The sequence below is a fragment of the Chryseobacterium sp. UF-290 genome, from assembly GCF_058245615.1.
In genome coordinates this window covers 68,510-90,474 of record NZ_JBSICB010000003.1, presented here as the reverse complement: position 1 = coordinate 90,474, position 21,965 = coordinate 68,510, and the positions used below count along the sequence as shown (strand labels likewise).

Annotated in this window: 15 protein-coding genes; 10 read left to right on the top strand and 5 right to left on the bottom strand. The window is 37.5% G+C overall.

All coding sequences use genetic code 11. The features are described 5' to 3' along the window. Positions 1-199: 199 nt before the first annotated feature. The 5 genes from rocD (at position 200) to AC4IF5_RS04315 (ending at position 6,030) form a co-directional block, all read left to right on the top strand. Positions 200-1,447, top strand: coding sequence for an ornithine--oxo-acid transaminase (gene rocD / locus AC4IF5_RS04335; RefSeq protein WP_490732036.1), 1,248 nt, complete (start codon positions 200-202; stop codon positions 1,445-1,447). Positions 1,448-1,850: 403 nt separating this feature from the next. Continuing rightward, the gene (locus AC4IF5_RS04330; RefSeq protein ID WP_490732034.1) at positions 1,851-2,597 is read left to right on the top strand and encodes a glycosyltransferase family 2 protein; all 747 of its coding nucleotides are present in this window, start codon (positions 1,851-1,853) and stop codon (positions 2,595-2,597) included. A gap of 4 nt (positions 2,598-2,601) precedes the next feature. After that, positions 2,602-3,588, top strand: a complete 987-nt coding sequence (locus AC4IF5_RS04325) for a WaaS/CpsH family glycosyltransferase (protein ID WP_490732032.1) — start codon at positions 2,602-2,604, stop codon at positions 3,586-3,588. Between the two features lie 3 nt (positions 3,589-3,591). Continuing rightward, positions 3,592-4,779 carry a glycosyltransferase family 4 protein gene (locus tag AC4IF5_RS04320; RefSeq protein WP_490732030.1) on the top strand — a complete coding sequence of 396 codons (1,188 nt, stop codon included), beginning with the start codon at positions 3,592-3,594 and terminating at the stop codon, positions 4,777-4,779. A gap of 3 nt (positions 4,780-4,782) precedes the next feature. Further along, positions 4,783-6,030 carry a glycosyltransferase gene (locus tag AC4IF5_RS04315; RefSeq protein ID WP_490732028.1) on the top strand — a complete coding sequence of 416 codons (1,248 nt, stop codon included), beginning with the start codon at positions 4,783-4,785 and terminating at the stop codon, positions 6,028-6,030. On the opposite strand, the gene AC4IF5_RS04310 is transcribed toward AC4IF5_RS04315, so the two are convergent. From AC4IF5_RS04310 to AC4IF5_RS04295, 4 genes are all read right to left on the bottom strand, one after another. Beyond that, entirely contained in the window at positions 6,031-7,290 is a 1,260-nt protein-coding gene (locus tag AC4IF5_RS04310; RefSeq protein ID WP_490732026.1) for a glycosyltransferase, read from the bottom strand. Positions 7,291-7,316: 26 nt separating this feature from the next. After that, complete coding sequence (locus AC4IF5_RS04305; RefSeq protein ID WP_490732025.1) at positions 7,317-7,961, bottom strand: glycosyltransferase; 645 nt, start codon at positions 7,959-7,961, stop codon at positions 7,317-7,319. Next, a complete protein-coding gene (locus tag AC4IF5_RS04300) occupies positions 7,954-9,123 on the bottom strand; it encodes a glycosyltransferase family 2 protein (protein ID WP_490732023.1) in 1,170 nt (389 codons plus the stop codon). The genes AC4IF5_RS04305 and AC4IF5_RS04300 overlap by 8 nt, the downstream gene beginning before the upstream one ends. Positions 9,124-9,398: 275 nt before the next feature. Next, a complete protein-coding gene (locus AC4IF5_RS04295; protein WP_490732021.1) occupies positions 9,399-10,781 on the bottom strand; it encodes an MAC/perforin domain-containing protein in 1,383 nt (460 codons plus the stop codon). Positions 10,782-11,042: 261 nt separating this feature from the next. Here AC4IF5_RS04295 and gltX point away from each other — a divergent pair, with 261 nt between their 5' ends. Then, positions 11,043-12,551, top strand: a complete 1,509-nt coding sequence (gene gltX, locus AC4IF5_RS04290; RefSeq protein ID WP_490732019.1) for a glutamate--tRNA ligase — start codon at positions 11,043-11,045, stop codon at positions 12,549-12,551. A gap of 49 nt (positions 12,552-12,600) precedes the next feature. Then, positions 12,601-13,557: an acetyl-CoA carboxylase carboxyltransferase subunit alpha gene (locus tag AC4IF5_RS04285; RefSeq protein ID WP_490732017.1), complete on the top strand. Its 957-nt coding sequence runs from the start codon at positions 12,601-12,603 to the stop codon at positions 13,555-13,557. A 58-nt stretch (positions 13,558-13,615) separates the two neighbouring features. Here the strand turns inward: AC4IF5_RS04285 and AC4IF5_RS04280 are convergent, their stop codons facing one another. After that, entirely contained in the window at positions 13,616-14,377 is a 762-nt protein-coding gene (locus AC4IF5_RS04280) for a DUF6759 domain-containing protein (protein WP_490732015.1), read from the bottom strand. A 144-nt stretch (positions 14,378-14,521) separates the two neighbouring features. On the opposite strand from AC4IF5_RS04280, the gene tsf reads away from it, so the two are divergent. The 3 genes from tsf to AC4IF5_RS04265 all read left to right on the top strand — a co-directional run bounded on the left by tsf (position 14,522) and on the right by AC4IF5_RS04265 (position 21,792). Next, entirely contained in the window at positions 14,522-15,346 is an 825-nt protein-coding gene (gene tsf, locus AC4IF5_RS04275) for a translation elongation factor Ts (RefSeq protein WP_490732013.1), read from the top strand. Positions 15,347-15,540: 194 nt separating this feature from the next. Next, complete coding sequence (locus tag AC4IF5_RS04270) at positions 15,541-18,891, top strand: T9SS type B sorting domain-containing protein (RefSeq protein ID WP_490732011.1); 3,351 nt, start codon at positions 15,541-15,543, stop codon at positions 18,889-18,891. A gap of 78 nt (positions 18,892-18,969) precedes the next feature. Further along, positions 18,970-21,792 (top strand): T9SS type B sorting domain-containing protein, encoded by a 2,823-nt coding sequence (locus tag AC4IF5_RS04265; RefSeq protein ID WP_490732009.1) that lies wholly within the window; start codon positions 18,970-18,972, stop codon positions 21,790-21,792. Positions 21,793-21,965: the final 173 nt, after the last annotated feature.

Genomic DNA, 21,965 nt, shown 5'->3' with positions numbered 1-21,965 from the left:
TTTAAATTAAAAATTAGTCAGAAAGAAAATTAATTGTGATAAAGATATAATACCTACAACATGCCATTGACAAAGAAAATATTTTCCAATACTATTTTATTCCCTCTTAAAATTCACTTCAATCCTGCCCTTTGACTGCATCAGAGATTTGTTTATTCATCTCATTAATATTATGTAAATTTGTTGAAAACCAAAACATATGTCAACAGCAGAAAAAACAAAAAACTCACAGTATTTTATTGACCTTGAAGACCAATATGGAGCGCATAACTATCACCCTCTTCCAGTAGTCCTGGATCGTGGAGAAGGTGTTTTCGTTTGGGATGTAGAGGGCAAAAGGTATTATGATTTTCTTTCAGCATATTCTGCTGTGAACCAGGGACATTCCCATCCTAAAATTGTAGAAGCATTGGTAGAACAGGCACAGAAACTGGCTTTAACTTCAAGAGCTTTCTACAACTCCAAACTGGGAGAATACGAACAGAAAATAACAACTCTTTTCGGGTTTGATAAGGTTTTACCGATGAATTCCGGAGCTGAAGCGGTGGAAACAGCAGTAAAGCTTGCCAGAAAATGGAGCTATGAAGTAAAAGGAATTTCTGAAAATGCAGCGAAGATCATCGTTTGTGAAAACAACTTCCACGGAAGAACAACAACCATCGTTTCTTTCTCCAATGATCCGGATGCCAACCAAAATTACGGACCTTTTACCCCTGGATTTATCAAGATCCCTTATAATGATATCGCAGCATTGGAAGAAGTACTGAACAGAGAAGCGGGAAATATTGCAGCATTCCTGGTAGAACCTATCCAGGGGGAGGCAGGAGTATATGTTCCGGATGAAAATTTCCTTAGAAAAGCGTCTGAGCTTTGTAAAAAGCACAACGTACTTTTCATTGCCGATGAAGTACAGACCGGTATTGCAAGAACCGGGAGACTGATCGCCTGTCATCATGAAGATGTACAGCCTGATATTCTGATCTTGGGAAAAGCTCTTTCCGGAGGAATGTATCCTGTATCTGCTGTTTTGGCCAACGATTCCATTATGAATGTTATTAAGCCGGGACAACATGGTTCTACATTCGGAGGAAATCCAATTGCCTGTGCAGTAGCAGTAGCAGCATTGGATGTAGTTGCTGAAGAAAAATTATCTGAAAGAGCGGAACAGCTTGGACAGCTATTCAGATCAGAAATTGAAAAGCTCATTGAAAAGACCGGACTTATTACCAAAGTAAGAGGAAAAGGGCTTTTAAATGCTATTCTGATCAACGATACTCCTGAAAGCTCTACCGCATGGAACCTTTGCTTACAGCTAAAAGAAAACGGATTGCTTGCAAAACCAACACACGGTAATATCATCAGACTTGCACCGCCATTGGTCATTACAGAAGAACAGTTGCTGGACTGTGTGAAGATCATCGAAAAAACGATTCTTGAGTTTAAATAAGCTATTTCTCACACATTTAATTGTATTATAAATACGGTCAACACGATTTTAACTGTTGATTTCTGAGAAAAAAATTAATGGGTATGGTCAAAAAGCCATACCCTTAATGTATTCAGGAAATATCGATATGCCCCTCGCCATAAAGCTAAAATATTCTTAAAAAGACATAAAAAACATTTTTTTTGCCGTTTATAAAAATTTAGGAATCGTATTTGCAGTATGAATCAGAATAAAATGAAATGTACCCTTTCAGACTGTATTTCTGCAGGGTATATAGAATAGATATAAATGACAAAGATTCGTCAAAAAAATTCAAATTAAAACTTATCTTTGAAAGAATAAAACTATTTAGAATGACATTAAGAGAGATATTTCGTATTTCCTTATTAAACAAATCGTTGTGATGAATATAAGTGGTTTGATCATAACATACAATGAAGAAAAAAATATACAGGACGTCCTTGAATGTTTTGATTTTTGTGATGAGATCATTGTAATAGACTCATTCAGCACGGACAAAACTGTAGAAATTGCAAAAAAATTCCCCCATGTAAAGGTAATTCAGAACAAATTTGAAGACTTTACAAAACAAAGAAATTTAGCTCTTGATGCTGCAAAAAACGATTGGGTATTATTTTTGGATGGAGATGAGAGAATTCCCCCTGCATTAAAAGAGGAAATTATAGATGTACTGAATACCCCCGGGCAAAAGGATGCCTATTATTTTTACAGGAAATTCTTTTTTGCCCAAAAACCGATTCATTTTTCAGGAACGCAGTCTGATAAAAATTTCAGGCTTTTCAGAAAATCGAAAGCCAGATATATGGACGGAAAAAAAGTACATGAAACCCTCGAAGTGAACGGAAGCATCGGGATACTGAAAAATAAATTACTTCATTACTCCGTTTCAGATTATGAGTCCTATAGAAAAAAAATGATTCATTACGGGATCTTAAAGGGAAAAGAACTGGCTGCAAAAGGGAAAAAGTACAGTGTTTTAGTTCAATATCTTAAAACAGCTTTTAAATTCTTTAAAGCCTATATAATGAGACTTGGTGTTTTAGACGGAAAGGAAGGATATCAGCTATCCTACCTGCAATCTTTAAGCGTGTTTGAAACATATGAATCATTAAAAAAAGAGCAAAATTAGTTGAATGAAGATTTGTATCATTAGTTATGATTTTTGGGATTATGATAAGTATATTGTTGAAACATTATGCAAACGGGGTATTGATGCACATCATATAAAGATTAGTTCCGTTACTCATTCCAACTTCAACGAAAGGGCAGTCAATGCTTTAAGCAAAACTTTTTTAAACAAAAATCTTAAGACGGAAAAGAGGCAGAAATACGTTCTTGACTCTTTGGAAAAACTGGGCCATCAGGATCAGATACTGGTTCTGAATCCTGATACGTTTGACCTTTCTACCCTTCAAAGCATCAGAAAATATACAGACCGGCTGATCACTTACCTTTATGACAATCTGGAAAGAGTTCCTGTAGAAGATAAACTCTATCTTTTTGATAAAGTATTCTCTTTTGACAGGATAGATGTAAAGAAGCATGGCTTTGAAAAATTAACAAACTATATTTATCTTCCGCACACTCCCAAAGAAGCTCAGAATCCTGAAATGGACCTTTTTTATATCACATCATATGATAACCGGAGAGTTTCCAGGATAAAATTATTAGCCAAAAAACTGATTGACAACGGCTTGAAGTTCCAGATCATGGTCATTGGAAAAAAATCATGGAAGCATCAGCTTACCAATATTTTCATGACAGTTCCGAAAAATCTTTTCCTGATCTTCAGTATAAAGAAGATTCCCCATAATGATCTTCCGTTGTACTATAAGAACTCAAAAGTTTTGCTCGACCTCATGCGTGAAGGGCAATATGGGCTTAGCTTCAGGGTGTTTGAGGCGCTGGCCCTGGAAAAGAAGATCATTACGGATAATGAAGCCATTAAAACCTACGATTTTTACAATCCCAATAATATTTTGATTTTAAACAAAAATATTAGTAATCTTGACAAATCTTTCTTTGAAAAACCCTACGAAAAAGTTCCGGAAGAGATCTATTACAAATATACTTTGGACAGCTGGGTAAACAAAGTCTTTGAATTGGATACTAAAAACTAGCAAATGGGAATCTTAAAAAAAATAAAAAAATATTTCAAAAGGAAAGAAAAGCTCAAACATCTCCAAACCCAGGATATCGTCAATATTCATCTGTATGACGCTTCCCAAAAAACAATTCTTTTTGCTTCAAGAGATTTTCCTGCCCATGATAAAGAGTCCGGTGCCAACAGGCTTAAAGAACTTATTTTAATCTACAAAGAATTAGGCTACAACTGTATTCTGTTTGCGCCTCATATTTTTGAGGACAATTCTTATGTAAAATTCTATCAGCAGCACCATGTGATCGTTTTTGCAGAAAATAATAAGTATAAAAATATATACGACTTTCTTTCTTCCTTTAAAAATATCGATTACGTTTGGTTCAACGGTCCTCTTGCCCTTAACCTTTTCTATAAAAAAATGAAAAGCATCCTGCCTCATGCCCAATTTATTTACGACATGGTGGATATTCATTTTTTAAGGTTTAAAAGAGCTATCGAACTGGAACCCAACCGTATCTCATTAAGGAAGAATTATAAACATTTTTTCCGCCTCGAAACAATTGTCGCTCCACAACTGGATTATATTATTGCCATTTCTGACAAAGAAAAAGAGATCATGGGACAATATGCGGATAAGAATAAGATCATCACAGTCTCCAATATCCATTATCCTAAGATTGATATTTCTGAAAGGAAAAGCTTCAGTGAAAGTAAAGGGATCATTTTCATCGGCTCCATCCATGAGCCGAATATTGATGCCGTCAGGTTCTTATATGAAAAAATAATGCCTCTTGTCTGGAAAACCAATCCCGAACTGGAAGTAAGCATCATTGGTAATGTTGCTGAAAAGCTTGATATCAGGCAATACCCGAAATTTAAATTTTTAGGATTTGTGGAAAGCATTGAAGAGCTTTTTATGAATTCAAAAATTATGGTGGCCCCTTTGAGGTTCGGTGCAGGAGTGAAAGGAAAGATCGGGCAGGCTTTTGAATATTTCTTCCCGGTCATCACTACAGATATCGGTGCCGAAGGGATGAAACTGACCGACAGAAAGAATGTACTGATCGCTAATGATGAAAACAGCTTTGCACAGGCTATTCTTCAATTGAACAGTGACGAAGAACTTTGGAATACATTAAGCCAGAACTCCGTTGACAGCCTGAGAGCATTTTCTCCCGAAGAAGTAAAAGAAAAACTTAAAACATTATAATCCATGTCATTAAGTGTAAATTATCATGGTTTTTTTGACGGAAATTTCGGAATTTCCGAAGCTACCCGACTTAATGCCTTAGCATTGGAAGCTGTAGGCATTAAGGTAAACCGCATCAATTATTCCAGTGAAACATTCGAAAGAATTGAAAATAATTCCGCACAGAAAGTGGAAGCCTCGATTAATATTTTCCACATTAACATCAATTTTATCAACAACTTTTTTTCCAAAAATCAGGATCTGAATCTCAAAGACCATTACAATATTATTTATTGGGCCTGGGAATTTCCTGAGGTTTCCGATAAAGTGGTGGAAATACTCAATGTTTTTGATGAGCTTTGGGTACCTAGTGATTTCTGTGTCAATATTTTCACAAAATATACGGGAATTCCTGTTCTCAGATTCTCCCATCCCATTCAGAAGATGGAAGAATCCAAAGATTTTGATCCCAGCCAATATAATATTTCTCCGGATTCAAAGATATATCTTACAATCTTTGACTCTTTGAGTACTACCATCAGAAAAAATCCTGAGGCAACGCTGGAAGCTTTCACGACTGTATTTAAAGAGGATAAAGAGAGTATTTTAGTCGTAAAGACCCATAATCTCGAAAGAAGCAAGGATGCTCAGAAAGCCCTTGAAAAGTATGCAGACATTCCCAATGTCATTATCATTAATGAGCATTTTTCAAAAGAAAAGCTGCATTCTCTGATCCAGCAGTCTGATGTCTTGATCTCTCTTCACGGTTCGGAAGGTTTCGGACTGACGATGGCAGAGGCAATGGCCTATGGAAAAATTGTGGTAGGAACAGGATATTCCGGGAATCTGGACTTCATGAATGTGAACAACAGTTTTCTTGTTCAGTATGAGTTCATCAAAACAGCTAATACAAAAGGGTTAATTGATGAAGGGCTGACTCTTGCCAAGCCAAATCTTCAGGATGCTGTTGCCAAGCTTCTGTACATTAAAAATAATTTTAATGCGCTGGGAAGCAGAAGGGAAAATGCAAAGTCTCAGATCGCAGATAACTTCTCTCTCAAAGCTATAGGAGAATTATTCGATATAAGACTAAAGTTCATCGATGGTTTTGGCAAAAAGGAAAGCAGTGGCGGCAATGATGTGAATAATGTTTTCTACCTGAGTGAGATCGAAAGACTGAATACCAAAGTAAATTATCTGGAGCGTACCCTCTATAATAAAGCGAGAAAGAAAGTAAATGCTTTCCTCAAAAAGATCAAAGGCAAGAAGTAATTATTTCTTGCCTTTTCTGTTTCTGAAATACATTTTGATATTGTATATAAATTGAATCGGAGCGCTTTTCTTGTAGATTCTGAGATCTTTTTTCAATAAGATATTTTCTACATAGAGTTTGATCAGTGTAGATTTATTCTGCCCGATCCTTTTTTCAGCAAAAAGCTCTTCTCCTCTTTTTTTGATTAGCTGCCCTACTCTTTTCAGGGAAAGGTCCTCCACAATGGTCTGATGGCCTTTTTCCGCTTTCTCCTGCACCCGATCCTTTCCTTCATACACCGTTTTTAAACAGAAAGCAGCTTCTTTCAGTGAGGGTTCTGACCAAACGGTATTGGCTGCGTAGTTGATCACATTCGAATCTGAAGCAATGACCTCCGCAGGAACCAGGAAGCTGTTTTCTTCGTTCATAAATTCAAGATTTCCAGAATATCCTGTAGCAATGACCGGTTTACTAAAATACATAGCTTCAGCCATCGTCAGTCCGAAACCTTCTGATCTGTGAAGGGAAATATAGCTGTCGCAGTTGCTGATCACATAATTCAGCGCATTTTTATCAAAGATCTTTTCAACGATCTTTATTTTTTTGGAATCGCCGATAGCCTGCAGGATCTGCTCCTTCTCGGAAGGGAACTTTTGGGACCTGGATGTTTTGATGGTCAGAAATGCATTGTTTTCCCCCTGATCAAACGTTTCTCTGAAAACTCTGATAAGATTGAAAACATTCTTTCTTTCCACAGAACTGTTGTAATCAAAAATGAAAAGAAAATTAAAAAGGTCTTTATTATAGAAATGCAAAGCATCTTCATCATCGGTATCCTTTAATTCGATATGGATAGGATGGGGAATGACCCGCACCGGCAAGCCTACATATTTTTCAATGCATTCTTTACAATAAGTGGACGGAGTCCAGATCTCATCGAAAAGGTTCATATTCATCACATAATCCTCGGGAATCGTCTCCGATTCCCAGGCCATATAGAGAATATTATATTTATCTTTAAAGAAAGAATGGTCAAAATAATCAAAAAAATTAGGGGTCTCTGAAGGAGAGATCTGGATAAGATTGATCGGATACGGCGCATGATCGGAAAACTCCGTAAACGTAAGATCATTGTTGTTGTGGTTGGTCGTCACATTATAATTGATCAAACTGATCGGAACTCCTGCACTCTGTATCGCTTTACAATTGAGCCTTGTCGCCTCAGCAATACCAAACTCACCATTAATAAATCCAAAAACGTTAATTCCTAACTCTGCCATTCTAATTTTCTAATAATTCAATCTGATTAGTCTTCCAATGTTTCATAAAAATCATTCTGCATCTTCTGCTTTTCAAAATTCTTCTTATGAATTAACGATAATTCATATTTCTTTGGTATTTCCGTAAAGTTCTTATTTCCGTAAAGCACTTCATGAACTTTATTTTTCCAGAAGATCTTCTTATTGTTTTTAATAATTCTCGCCTGATAATCCGGAAAATTGATGTAGCCTTCTTCATTCATATTCCAGCCCATCTGCTGTACATATTCTTCCGTAATCCCTTCCACGATATTGATTCTCGGAACAAAAAACATCTCTACGCTCTTTTCCTTCTTCAGGTAGGGCTTCAACGTTTTTATAAAATGTTCTGTCGGATATTCATCTGCATCGATCTGGAACAGATATCTGGATTTTGCATTTTCAATAAGCTTGTTTTTAAAGGTTGCAAAATCTCCGTTCAGCTTAGCTTCGATAATGTTTACTTTAGATCGGTAGGTATCAAGCAGCTCCCCTACTTTTTGATCAGGATGGGTAATATCCCGTAAGATGAGAATTTCATCGTTCTTGTCAATTAACGGCAGCAGTATATCCAAAAGCACCTTTAATTCCTTATGCTCATTACAGACAGTAATACCGTAAGTTATCGTTATGGGTTTTAAAAAATCAAACATTTTTTCTGATTATGAGTTGTTGTTCATAGGACTTGTCCTGCTGTATTTCAAGCTTCAGGTTATTGATCTTAAAATGATCCGGTTTTCCCAAAAGCTTTTGAAAAATATTTCTTTTTGCGTTCTTCTTATCTTCAATGCAATCTGCAAGGTTTCTGAAAGTGTACCTGTTTTTATCAGAAAGTTTACTGGCATCAAAACGGATAATGATATCATCAGTAACCGCTGCGCTTTTAGCTCTGAATTTTTCTTTTAAATCGAACCTTGTATTTTTTTGCTCGTTCTTTATATATAAGTCCGCGTTATAATCCGAGTAGATATGATCTACAAATATTTCCAATTCATGTACTGCTTCATCAATCGGGTTTTCCAGAACCAGTCCGTATTGCAGTTTCTTTTTTGTCTTCGACTGATTGGTGAATCCCCATTTACGTACAAAATTACGGAGTGAATATTCTTCAATTTTGCGGGTTTTGTTTTGAAACTCTTCCGAAAATCTTGAAGTTTTACTTACAAAATGATATACCATCGCGTCCGGACATACAAAAGTCTTTTCCCCGGACATTCTCAACCTTAAAATCAGATCGTCATCTTCACAGAACATAGGCTTAAAAAGGGGATCCAATCCGTTGATCTTTGTAAGAACTTCTTTTTTGGCAGCAAGGAAAAAGCTTACATCTTCAGTATATTCTCCTTTATGCTGTTCCTGATCCTTCTCAAACTGAAAAAACTGATCGAACTGAAAAGATGCAAAATCACTTCCGAAATCCTGAATTTCTTTCCACAGCCTTTTATCTGAAGCAAAAACCGGAGGTTCGATTACTTTATAGTAAACCAGGCTATTTTCCGGTAATACCTTCTCAAGGGAAGGTAAAAAGTTTTTGCCAATGACCATATCATTGTGCAAAAAGCAGATATAATCTTTGGTGGAAATTTCTATCGCTTTATTGTAAGTATCTGAAAGCGTTTTTTCTTCCTCACTGAAAAAAGAAACCAGGTTTTCATCCTGTAAAGAATCAAGCCAGTCATGAGTACCGTCTGAACTTCCGTAGCTTACAAAAACAATTTCTGTATCAGGATAGTTCTCCCTTATTGAATAATAACAGCTTTTCGAATATTCAAGATTATTTTTTAGGCCGATTAAAAGTGAAATATTATTATTCATGTGGTTAATTTCTATTGCCGTCATCCTTCATTTCTACAATGTCAAGGATATTTCATTGCACCTGTTCAGATTGCTTTATTTGTTGATTACTAAAATTACAAGTTACAAAAATACATTTTTAATGATAAGACTCCGGGAAATATTCATACAGCCTTACCATTATCAACAAAAATATTTTCACAATATTATTTTTCATACCGCAAGCTTGCTCTTATTTCATCAAAAAACCGGCTCATTTCTGAGACGGCTTGTTGGTAAAATACAATATATTTTAATTAATAGGCATAAAACTCAATACCTTCATAAACGTATCCGGCCGGTCTTACGCTGGATCTTGAATAATAATGATCTTTACCGTTCCAATATCTGTGAATAGGAACCGTATTAGGCTGCTGTGTAGCGAATGCATTAAATTCTATTCCTTCATCCACATATCCTGCATAATATCCCGGAGTTTTGGTATAATAATGATCCTTTCCGTTATAATATCTGTAAACAGGAACAGTGTTCGGAGCTTTATACAGGAATGCATTAAATTCTATCCCTTCGAAAGAGTATCCCTGATAGCTGCCTGAAGTTCTGGTATAATAATGATCTAAACCATTATAATATCTGTAAATCGGGGTGGTATTAAATTCAAGATAAACTTTATTATCAATCAGGTACTGATCTACATAAGCTTTAAGCTGAGCCTTTTTAGCCGGATCTTTTACCAGATCATAAATAATAATCAGTCCGTTGGTTCCGAAATCTACAAGAACTGAATTTGTTGCATTGGAACTGTTCTGCCAGTTGGAGATATTGATCTTAGGATTGGTCTGGTCAAGATTCAGGTCCCCTACCAAACCTTTTGATGGATCTCCTCCTCTTGTTTTATAAGATAATTTCTTAGAATAGTTCATGTGGGACTCAGAGGTGTTCACATCATTGGTTACGTCCACATCAAAAATATCTTTCATTCCTACCTTCACACCGATTCTCGCAGCACGGTCACGGTTCTGGCTTCTTGTTTCAGCCTGGAATAAGACATCAAGCTTTGCTCCTGTATAAATATCAAGCATTACGTGTGTTCCGTAATCCTGAACAATCTGCTGTGGTGTTTTTGTCTGCAGATCCTGAGCAAATTCAGGAGTCAGATAATCCCCCAGCATATCAGCCGTAGCATTGAATCTTAATCTCTTTTGCTTAATAGTCAGATTGTAACTTCCGTAAATATATTTTGCCTCAAACTTATTGTTTGTCGTTACTGCGGAATTAAATCCTACTGAAAGTGTTTTTTTAAACAAAGGAATACCTGCGGTGACATTCACTTTGGTTGAAACCATCTTAGAATAAGACTCAGCATTTTCTCCATATTCTTCAATATATTCCTGTGAAAAGGTATTTTCAGAAATCAGCCTGTTCGCCTGTTCGATCTTAAACCGGTCAAGATCAATTACTTTGAAGCCAGCCGCACTTGCATTGGCATATTCACCGGCCACATTATAACCATGCCCTAAGACATCGTAAACTCCATCTCCTGCATATTTCGCAGCGGATGCCCGGTTTGCTTTTACCGGATTCTCAGGTGTCATTTCACTGTTCAGCTCTTCCGAAGCACATGAACCCATGAAAAGCATCAGCAATGTGCTGAAGCAGAATAAAATTTGTTTTTTCATAGTATGATTTAAAAGTTCCGGCAAATATAATATTCAACAGTGTGTGAAAAGCAATATTCAACAATGATATATATCATTTTTAAGTGAATTTAATGGTTAATTAAGTCATAATTAATATCAGATTATTGAGTGTCTTTTAAAACGGTATTTTTATGAAGAACGACAGAAATCAATACAAAAGTTGAAATCAAAAAAATACAAAATGATAAATCATCCTGTAAACGCATAATTTTAAGTAAATTTGCAAAAATTTAAATTGAAATGGAGAAAGTTAGAGTACGTTTTGCTCCAAGTCCTACAGGACCTTTACATTTGGGAGGCGTAAGAACCGCATTATATGATTATCTTTTTGCTAAAAACCAAGGCGGAGAATTTGTATTGAGAATTGAAGATACAGATACTGCGAGATATGTGGAAGGAGCTGAAGAATATATTGAAGAAGCACTGGAGTGGTGCGGAATCATCCCTGACGAGAGTCCTAAGAAAGGAGGGAAATTTGCTCCTTACAGACAGTCTGAAAGAAGAGATATCTATGACAGGTATACGGAACAAATTTTAAAAACAGATTACGCTTATCTGGCTTTCGATACTCCTGAGGAGCTGGATGCCATGCGTGCGGAATTTGAGGCTAAAGGCGATGTTTTCTCATATGATAACAAGACCAGAAACCGTTTAAGAAACAGCCTTGCCCTTTCTGAAGAAGAAGTACAGAGATTACTGGACGAGAAAACACCTTATGTGGTACGATTCAAAATGCCTGTAGACAGAGTATTGAATCTTGAAGATATCATCCGTGGAAAGTTCTCTGTAAACACAAATACGCTGGATGATAAAGTTCTGGTAAAAAATGACGGAATGCCTACTTATCATTTTGCCAACATCATTGATGATCATGAAATGGAAATTTCTCACGTGATCCGTGGTGAAGAATGGCTTCCATCATTAGGACTGCATACTTTATTATATGAAGCGATGCAATGGGAAGCGCCACAGTTTGCCCATCTTTCTCTGATCTTAAAGCCTGAAGGAAAAGGAAAATTGAGCAAAAGAGATGGTGATAAATTCGGTTTCCCGGTATTTCCGCTAGATTTTAAAGACCCGGCAACAGGTGTTGTTTCCAAAGGATACAGAGAGAACGGCTATCTTCCTGATGCTTTCATTAATATGGTAGCATTATTGGGCTGGTCTCCTGCAGATGATAAGGAAATCCTTCCTTTAGAGGACATGATCAAAGAATTTGACCTTCATAAAGTACATAAAGCAGGAGCAAGATTCAGCAAAGAAAAAGCAGAATGGTTCAACCATCAGTATATTCAGATGAAGTCTGATGAAGAACTTCTTCAGATCCTTAAAAATACGGATATTGATTTTTCTGCGGCATCTGATGAGAAGCTTTTAAAAGTGATTCACCTGATGAAAGAAAGAGCGACCTTCCCCAAAGACATCTATGAAAACGGAAAATTTTTCTTTGAAGCTCCGGCTTCTTATGATGAAAAAGCATCAAAAAAAGCATGGAATGATGAAACGTCTGCTATTTTAGGAGAATTGGTTACCACTTTTGAATCTACAGACTTCGTAGCAGAGACCCTGAAACAGACCATGCATGATTTCGCTGAAAACAAAGGATTGGGTATGGGTAAAGTGATGATGCCTTTACGTTTATCTTTGGTGGGAGAATTGAAAGGTCCGGACGTTCCGGACATCCTGGAAACTCTTGGAAAAGAGGAAAGTATCTCCAGAATAAACAATGCTATAAATAATTTTAAATAAAATTACCATAATTTTTCATACATTTGAAAGATTTAATTTACTTCAAGAAATGGAATATTTAAGTTTCGAACTTCCTATCAAAGAATTGATGGATCAATACCAGACGTGTTCTTTAGTAGGAGAAGAAAGTGGTGTTGATGTAAAATTAGCATGCAGCCAGATTGAGGATAAGATCTTAGAAAAGAAAAAAGAAATCTATGGAAATCTTACCCCTTGGCAAAGAGTACAGCTGTCCCGTCACCCGGATCGTCCCTATACTCTGGACTACATCCACGGAATGGCAGACAAAGGCAGTTTCTTAGAACTTCATGGAGACAGAAATTTCGCTGATGATCCGGCAATGATTGGAGGATTGATTACCCTTGATGGTCAGAGAGTAATGATCATAGGGACTCAAAAAGGAAGAACCACTAAAGAAAGACAGCACAGAAGATTTGGGATGCCCAATCCTGAAGGATACAGAAAAGCTTTGAGACTGATGAAGCTTGCTGAAAAATTCAACATTCCTGTGGTGACTTTAGTAGATACACCGGGAGCTTATCCGGGGTTGGAAGCTGAAGAAAGAGGACAAGGAGAAGCTATTGCCAGAAATATTTTTGAAATGGTTCAGCTGAAAACTCCTATCTTCACTTACATCATCGGAGAAGGGGCAAGTGGCGGAGCATTAGGAATAGGTGTAGGAAATAAAGTATACATGCTGGAAAACACATGGTATACGGTAATTGCACCGGAAAGCTGCTCTTCTATCTTATGGAGAAACTGGGATCACAAGGAAGATGCGGCCAATGCACTGAACCTGACTCCAAAGGATGCCCTGAGAGAAAAGTTCATCGACGGAATTATCGAAGAACCGCTTGGAGGCGCTCACTACGATCAGGAGACCACTTATCTGAACTTAAAGAATTCTATTTTACAAAATATCAAAGCTTTTTCCAAATTTACAGGACAGGAGCTTGAAACCCAGAGACAGGATAAATTCATTGCGATGGGACAGTTTAAAGGATAAAAAATAAAAAGGTTAAGAATTTCTTCTTAACCTTTTTTACTTTAGTTTTCTTCTCTTTTTAATCAGCAATATTGAGTGCAATTTCAATATCCTGAGTAATTTTCTTCAGTGAAGAATATTTTGCATCACACACCATAGTTGTCAGTACATATTCTCCTTTATCTATCAGAATAAAGTTTTCCCCTTTTGCGGGAACGCTTAGATTATAATATTTTTTACCATTAATTTTCACGATCAGGTTACAAGCGGATCTGTTTTTAATATTGATATAAGCTTCGTTCTTATTAATGTCATTATTAAAAAGATGAGTAAGCATAGCCGCTGTTTTTTTATTCGCTTCACTGGGCTCCGATTTGGAAACACCGGCAGTTTTGGCTGAACCTGTCGACGCGTGACTTGCCAGTCTTTCTTCTTTCAAAGCGTTTATAGCATCATTTATTTTATCCGTATTCCTGGTATTATTTGCCGTGGATGCTTTATTTTCAGCTATCGCTTTACCGCTATTCAGCTCATTATTTTTGACAATATTTTCAATTTTTTCTTTGCTGATAGGCCGAATGGTAGGTTTTGCTTCAGGAGAATTGTCTGCCATGATAATTTCCATCAGCCTTCTTTTAAAGTAGTCGGTTTTTGCATGCCCGGGATTCTGCTTGATGAAACCGGCAATAACTCTCGCCTCCTTAGAAGTTTCAGCTTCCTGCTCTGTATAAATAATGATGGTTTCTTTTTCTACAACAGCTTTAGATTTTGATTTTTTCTTTTTTTGGCTGAAACCAAGAGAAAAAATGCATATGAATAGAAGAAGGAAGATTTTTTTCATTAATCAAATCTTTAAAATAGTATTAAATATATTAATAACGTGAAAAGACATTTTTTAGTTTATCATTAAAATCATTATCTTTGCACTGCTCTAAATTTAAGCTAAAAATTAATACTAATCTTAAATAAAAAAATAATAGATATTATGTCTTATACACCAGTTGCTGCAGACGTAGCGAAATTAAGAAACCAAACAGGTGCAGGTATGATGGACTGCAAAAAAGCTCTAGTTGAAGCAGAAGGAGACTTCGAGAAAGCAGTAGATATCCTTAGAAAGAAAGGACAAAAAGTTGCTGCTAACAGAGCTGACAGAGAGTCTACTGAAGGTGCAGTAATCGCAAGAGTAAATGAAGACAACACTTTAGGTGCTGTAATCTCTCTAAACTGCGAAACTGACTTTGTTGCTAAAAACGAAGCATTCGTTGAACTTGCTTACGAATTAGCTGAAATGGCGATCTTCGCTGCTACTAAAGAAGAGCTATTAGCTACAGATTTCCACGGAATCACTGTTGCTGAGAAATTAGTTGAGCAAACAGGAGTTATCGGTGAGAAAATCGAGATTGGTTCTTTCGAAAGAATCCAGGGAGCTTTCTTAGGAGCATACATCCACGCTGGAAACAAAATCGCTGCAATCACTTCACTTTCCGCTAAAGTAGACGGAGCTGACGAAGCTGCTAAAGCTGTTTCTATGCAGGTTGCTGCAATGAACCCAATCGCTTTGGACGAAACTCAGGTTTCTCAGGAAACTATCGATAAAGAATTAGAGATCGAAAGAGAACTTCTAATCAAAGAAGGTAAGCCGGAAAACATCATCGACAATATCCTTAAAGGTAAAATGCAGAGATTCTACAAAGACAACACATTGGTACACCAATCTTTCATTAAAGATGCCAACCAGTCTGTTGCTGACTATGTAAAATCTGTAAACCCAGATCTAAAAGTAACAGGATTTATAAGAGTAAGCTTATAATCCATCTTTCAAAAAAATATGGGATCCCGGTGAAAATTCACCGGGATTTTTTTATGGAAAAAACCGTGATTATTAACTCAATATGAAGTAAATTTTAAATATTCAGCAATTATAGGATAAACTCAAATTCAAAGTTTTTTTTACATGAAAAATTGTTTATTAATGCTTAAATTTGCGGCCCCTTATAATAACGCATGAAAAAATTTCTACTGATTATTTGTACTTTTATTGGTTCAATTATTAATGCTCAATTAGATACTGAACATTGGTTTGCTCCAATGTCCGCAAGTTCTCTTCAGGGAGCCCCTCAATGTTATTTATACCTTTCTACCAACGAGACTACTCCGTTTTCTGTACAGGTTTCTAATAACAACACTGTGTTTTCTACCGTACAGGTAAGTAAAGGTAACCCCGTACAGCTTACCATTCCCAGCAATTATATGATTGCATCCACTCCGATCAACCTGTTTACCCAGAATACGATGGGACTGCATGTCAAAGGACCTAAAAAATTCTTTGCCAACTTCAGGTTTTCAGTTCCCAATCAGGCCGAGATCATTACCTCGAAAGGGATGGCAGGAGTAGGAAAAACTTTTTTCATAGGCACAGCTCCTACTACCTCTCCGAAAGATCATGTAAACTCCACTGTAGGAGTGACCGCTACAGAAGACAACACCACGGTAACCTTATCCGGATACAATCCTGATGTTATTTTCGCTGACGGCAGCGTAATGCCCAGCAGAACATTCACCATCAATAAAGGGAAATCCTATATCATTGATGTAAATAGTAATATGGGTGGAGCCAGTAACAGAAAAGGATTGATAGGAGCAAAGCTTGTCGCCAATAAACCGGTATCTGTAACAAACGGGAACTTTAACGGCCTCTATACAACCCAGAATAACAATAATGTAGATGTACTGATGGACCAGGCTGTTCCTATCGAGAGACTGGGAAAAGATTTTGTAATGGTAAAAGGAAACGGACCGGCCACAGTAGGAATGGAAAAAGCCTTAATCATTGCTACTGAAAATAATACGACCCTTACCATCAACGGAAATCCTGTACCAGGCGTTAACCTTAATGCAGGGGCATATTATATGATTGAAGCGACAGGCTATATCAACCATGGTAACGGAAATTACAATATGAATATTTCCGCCAGCAAAAATGTCTATGTATATCAGCTGCTTGCCGGAACTTCCGGAAGTACTGTTTATCAGACAGGAGGAATGAATTTCATACCGCCGCTAAGCTGTTTTTTACCTAAAGAAATCAATGAAATAGGATACATTAATAAAATAGGCAATACTTCTTATAGTACTAAACTTAATATCATCACTCAAACCGGAGCAGTAGTAACCGTGAACGGAAATCCTGTAACAGGTAACGGACCGGCTCCTGTGAACGGAAATCCTGATTGGGTAACCTACTCCATTCCGAATGTAACGGGCAATATTACTGTAAACTCCACCAAACCTGTCACAGCAGGGATAGCTGCAGGAGACGGAGCTGTAGGATATGGAGGATATTTTGCAGGATTCTCTTCAATTCCGGTGATTACCAAAACCGGAGATTGTTATTACGGAGTACTTCTGGAAGTGGAAAGTGGCCATGATTCTTATCAATGGTATCTTAACGGTACGCAAATCCCGGGAGCAACCACTCCTACCATTAATCCTGACTTGTATGGATCAGGAATATATACATGCTATATTACTAAAAACAATTGTGAATCCAGATTTACAGCAGAATACGATTATACAGCATGTCCACCTGTCACAACAACTACCTATGACATCGGATCATGTAGTACAAAAGTAATAACTCCGGTATTGACCCATTCTAATCAAACTGTTGATCCTTCCGGTACAAATATCATTGTACAGCCTACCAACGGAGCAGTCAGTGTAAACCCTGCAACAGGGCAGATCACATACACTCCGAATGCAGGTATTACTTCAGATATTACGGATACTTTCACCTATTATATCCAGGGAAACGGAAATCCGGCTGCCTTTGAATATTTTAAAATTGTAGTCAATACTCATGTTCTTCAAACGGCTAATGCTTCCATGAGCTCCTGTGCAGCAAGCAACGGAAATGGAACATTCAACCTTACTACAGCCACCGTAACATCAGACCCGACGGCTACGAAAACATATTTTACAAATGCGAACCTGACAGGTCAGATCGCCAACCCAGCTACTTATTCCGGACCAACAGGAACGGTATATGTGAATGTAACCTCTATCTATGGATGCTCTAAAACAGCTACCATTACATTAAGCACCTACCCTACTCCAAATATCAACACCAGTAACTTCAATGCAAGTATCTGTGATGATAATTTTGACGGAGTAATAAATGTCAATTTTGCCAACGTAACGCCTCAGATCGTAACCAATCCGGCTAATTTCCTGGTCAGATATTATCTTAGCCAGGCTGATGCCAATGCAGGAAACAATAACATACTTCCTGCCAACTGGACCTTTACAGCCAATACGACAGTATATGTAAGGGTATCCGCCAATGTGGGAGAATGCCCTGCGGCTTTGGAACAAATCAATTTTACGATCGGAAATAAGATTCCTTTGATCACTAATTCAGCGAAAGCGGATATCTGCGACAATGATCTTAATGGTTCGGAAGCGGTAAACCTTAATGATTACAAGAATTTATTTACGACTGATCCGGGTGTGATCTTATCTTTTTATACTTCACTGGCCGGTGCGCAGGCGGGAACCAATCCTGTTGCAGCATCGCAGACGCTTACCGCAGCGGGCGGAACTTTCTATGTAAGATTCCAAAGCAATACAGCATGTCCTAATACAGCCGTTTTAACACTGACTCTGAAAACGCCTAAAAAATCGGAAAAACTTCAGGATCAGATCATCTGTTTTGATGAAAAAATACTATTGGATGCAGGACCAGGATTCTCTTCATACCTATGGAGTACCGGGGCTACCACTCAGACGGTTTCTGTGGGACCTGGCTCTTATTATGTGGATCTGGGGTTCAACGGATGTGTATACCGCCAGCACGTGAATGTAGCCACATCACAGGCACCTGCTATCACTAAAGTAGACGTGGTGGGTACTACAGCTACCGTTTTTGTAACCGGAGGAACAGTTCCTTATAAATATTCACTAAACGGTTTTGATTATCAGACTTCCAATGTCTTTACAGGATTGTCAAGGGGGCTTCATACTGTATACGTATTGGGCTCAGACGGATGTCGTCACGTAACTAAAGATTTTCTGGTGATCAATCTTATCAACACGATCACTCCGAACGGAGACGGCATCAATGACGTTCTTAACTATTCTGAATTAAAAATAAAGCAAAACGTAGTGATAGAGGTTGCTGACCGATATGGAGCTTCTGTTTACAAGTCTTCAGGTAAAAATTATATATGGGATGGAACTTCCAATGGAAGAAATCTTCCTACCGGAACATATTGGTATGTTATCAGATGGACAGAACCTGATACTCAATTGCCAGTTTCGTATTCAGGATGGATTTTAATTAAAAATCGGGAATAATTTTTAACATTTATTTACAATTTATTAAAGGTATTTGATTTTTTATTTTAATTTTGTAGAAATCCTAATTCCATACACATGAAAAGATTTCTACTCAGTTTGGTATTAATTTTTTTTACAATTAATACGCTTTTTGCACAAAGGGATACCGAGCATTGGATTGCTCCTTATTATTATAGTTATGATGGTTATACCAACATGTTATACCTTTCTACTGACTCTACAACTCCCTTTGATGTAACCATATATAACAACAATACTGTTGTTACTACTATTACCATCAGTAAAGGCAACTCCCAAACCTATAAATTGGATAAAAGCCTTATTTCTACAGGTACAACAACTGATGCGTTCAATGTTATTAATAAAGGGCTTTACTTAAAAGGGGACAAACCTTTTTATTGCAGTTTAAGACTTGGACAGAGCGTTCACGGAGAAGTTATTACCAGTAAAGGAAAGGCAGGAATAGGAAAAACATTTTTTGTTGCGACTGCACCTAATACCAATACCAACAGTATTCAGAACTTTACAGCGGGTATTCTGGCTACTGAAGACAATACCAATGTAACCGTAACATGGAATGCAACTTCCGGAGTAAGTTTTATCAACAGCAGTGCTACCGGCAATACCCATTCCTTTACATTACAGAAAGGACAGTCCTTCATTTTTGCAGGATCAGGTTCCCAAGCTGCCAACAAGACAGGCTTTATTGGAGCCAAAGTCGTCGCAGATAAACCGGTAACTCTTACCAACGGAAGCTGTAACGCTAACTTTTCCGCTTCACCATCAGGAAGTGACCCGGTCCTTGACCAATCCGTACCGGTTGACAGACTTGGAAATACATTTGCTATCGTAAAGACAAGATCTACTATTCCTAGCCAAAATATGGAAGGAGGACTTATTATTGCAACAGAAGACAACACTGAAATATATTTAAATGGGGGAACTACTCCTATGCAGACTCTTAATGCAGGAGAATGGTATAGAATTAATGAAACCAGCTATGTCGCCCAGGGGACTTCAGGACATTCAAACATGTTTGTTTCAACAACCCAAAACGTATACCTGTACCAATTTGTAGGAGTAGGTAATAGTGAAGCAACGAATGGATTCAACTATATCCCTCCATTGAACTGTTTTCTTCCAAGAAAAATTGATGAAATCGGAAAGATCAATGAAATGCCTATTGGAACAGGAGGAGCCAGCGCAACTTCAGATATCATTGTAAAATTAAATATCTTAACAGAAACAGGTGCTACTGTAATGGTAAACGGAACCGCTCCCGCTGCCACAGACGGGCCCTATCCTTTGACAGGAAACTCCAACTGGGTTACGTATGGCATATCCGGAGTTACCGGAGATCTTACGATCACCTCTACAAAAGCTGTAACCGCCGGTATCAACGGAGGATATAGCTCTGCAGGATACGGAGGTTACTTTGCCGGATTCTCATCAATCCCTGTAATTGCTAAAAAAACAGGAGAATGTGTTCCTGGTATTATCCTGGAAGTAGATGACGGATATGAAACTTACCAATGGTATCGTGGCGGGGTAGCGATCCCGGGAGCAACCTCTTATACTTATACCCCTACGCAATCCGGAAATTATACCGTAAAAGTAACAATGGGAACATGTCCTCCTGTTACAACACCTGTATATAAAGTACAAAACTGTTTAAAAGAGACAACACAAGCGCTTAATGCCTGCTCTACTAAAATTATTACGCCAACATTTACTTCATCAACACAAGCTGTGGTTGCAAGTACAGTAGTTATTTTAACACCTCCTACCCAAGGTACTGCCGTGGTGAATCCAAACGGTTCCATCACTTATACTCCGAATACGGGATATCTTGGAGCAGATAAGATCATTTACAAATTCTGTGGAGACTCAGTTGAATTTACAGATTGCGAACAAGTCACTTTAAATCTTACCGTGGTTCCTTTCATTGTATATGATGCCTCTATTGAAGCATGCTGGTATGATGTAGCGCCTTATGCTTATTTCGATCTGACTAAAGCTAAAGTTACCGATTACGGTGCAGTTACTAAAAAATACTATCGTACGCTGAGTGACCTTACTGCAGGAATAAACGAAATCACAACACCGGATAACTTCCCTTCAACAGGTGGATTCGTTTATGTAAAAGTAACAACTGCTGAAGGCTGTACAGCCAATGCAAAAATTGAACTGATCACACTTCCTATCATGAAATCTCCACTATTGGTAGATCAGTATATCTGTATGGACGCTAAGACCAATCTGGATGCAGGTCCTGGATATGACTCTTATCAATGGAGCACAGGTGCTACCACTTCAGGGATCAGAAACGTAGGCGTTGGAGAATATACTGTAAATCTTGGTAAAAACGGATGTTTCCTTTTACAGACAGTCAAAGTGAAAAAAGTGGAAGACCCGGTAATCCAAACAATTGAAATTAATAACAATACTGCGACAGTGGTTATAAGCGGAGGTAAAGCTCCTTACAAGTTTGCTGTTGACGGTACCGCAAACTGGCAAGACTCAAATACATTTACAGGATTAACCAGAGGACAGCATACATTCTATGTGAAAGATGCCTACGACTGTACTCCTGTAGCTGTAGAAATTACAATCCCGAATCTGCTGAATGCCATTACTCCTAATGGGGATAACGTAAATGACTTCATAGACTACAGCGAATTGTCTTATAAAGAAAACCTTTCTTTTGTAGTATATGACAGATATGGAAATATGGTATTCACCGGAAACAAGTTCAATAACTATAAGTGGGACGGAAAACATTTCGACAAAAAACTTGTAACGGGAACCTATTGGTATCATATCAACTGGAATGAAACCAATAAGGAAAAGACCCCTATCAAATACACAGGCTGGATCCTTGTAAAAAACAGAGATTAACTTATTAAAGCCATATTCTATAAGCCACGATTTATTCAATCGTGGCTTATTTATTAATATCAATAATCTGCCATTTACCCCTCTATTTTTGTAAAAACCATAATACAGATAGCCAATAAGTAAAATTTTCAAAATTATGGTTCTGAAATCATAGTTTTTTTATTATGTTTTCA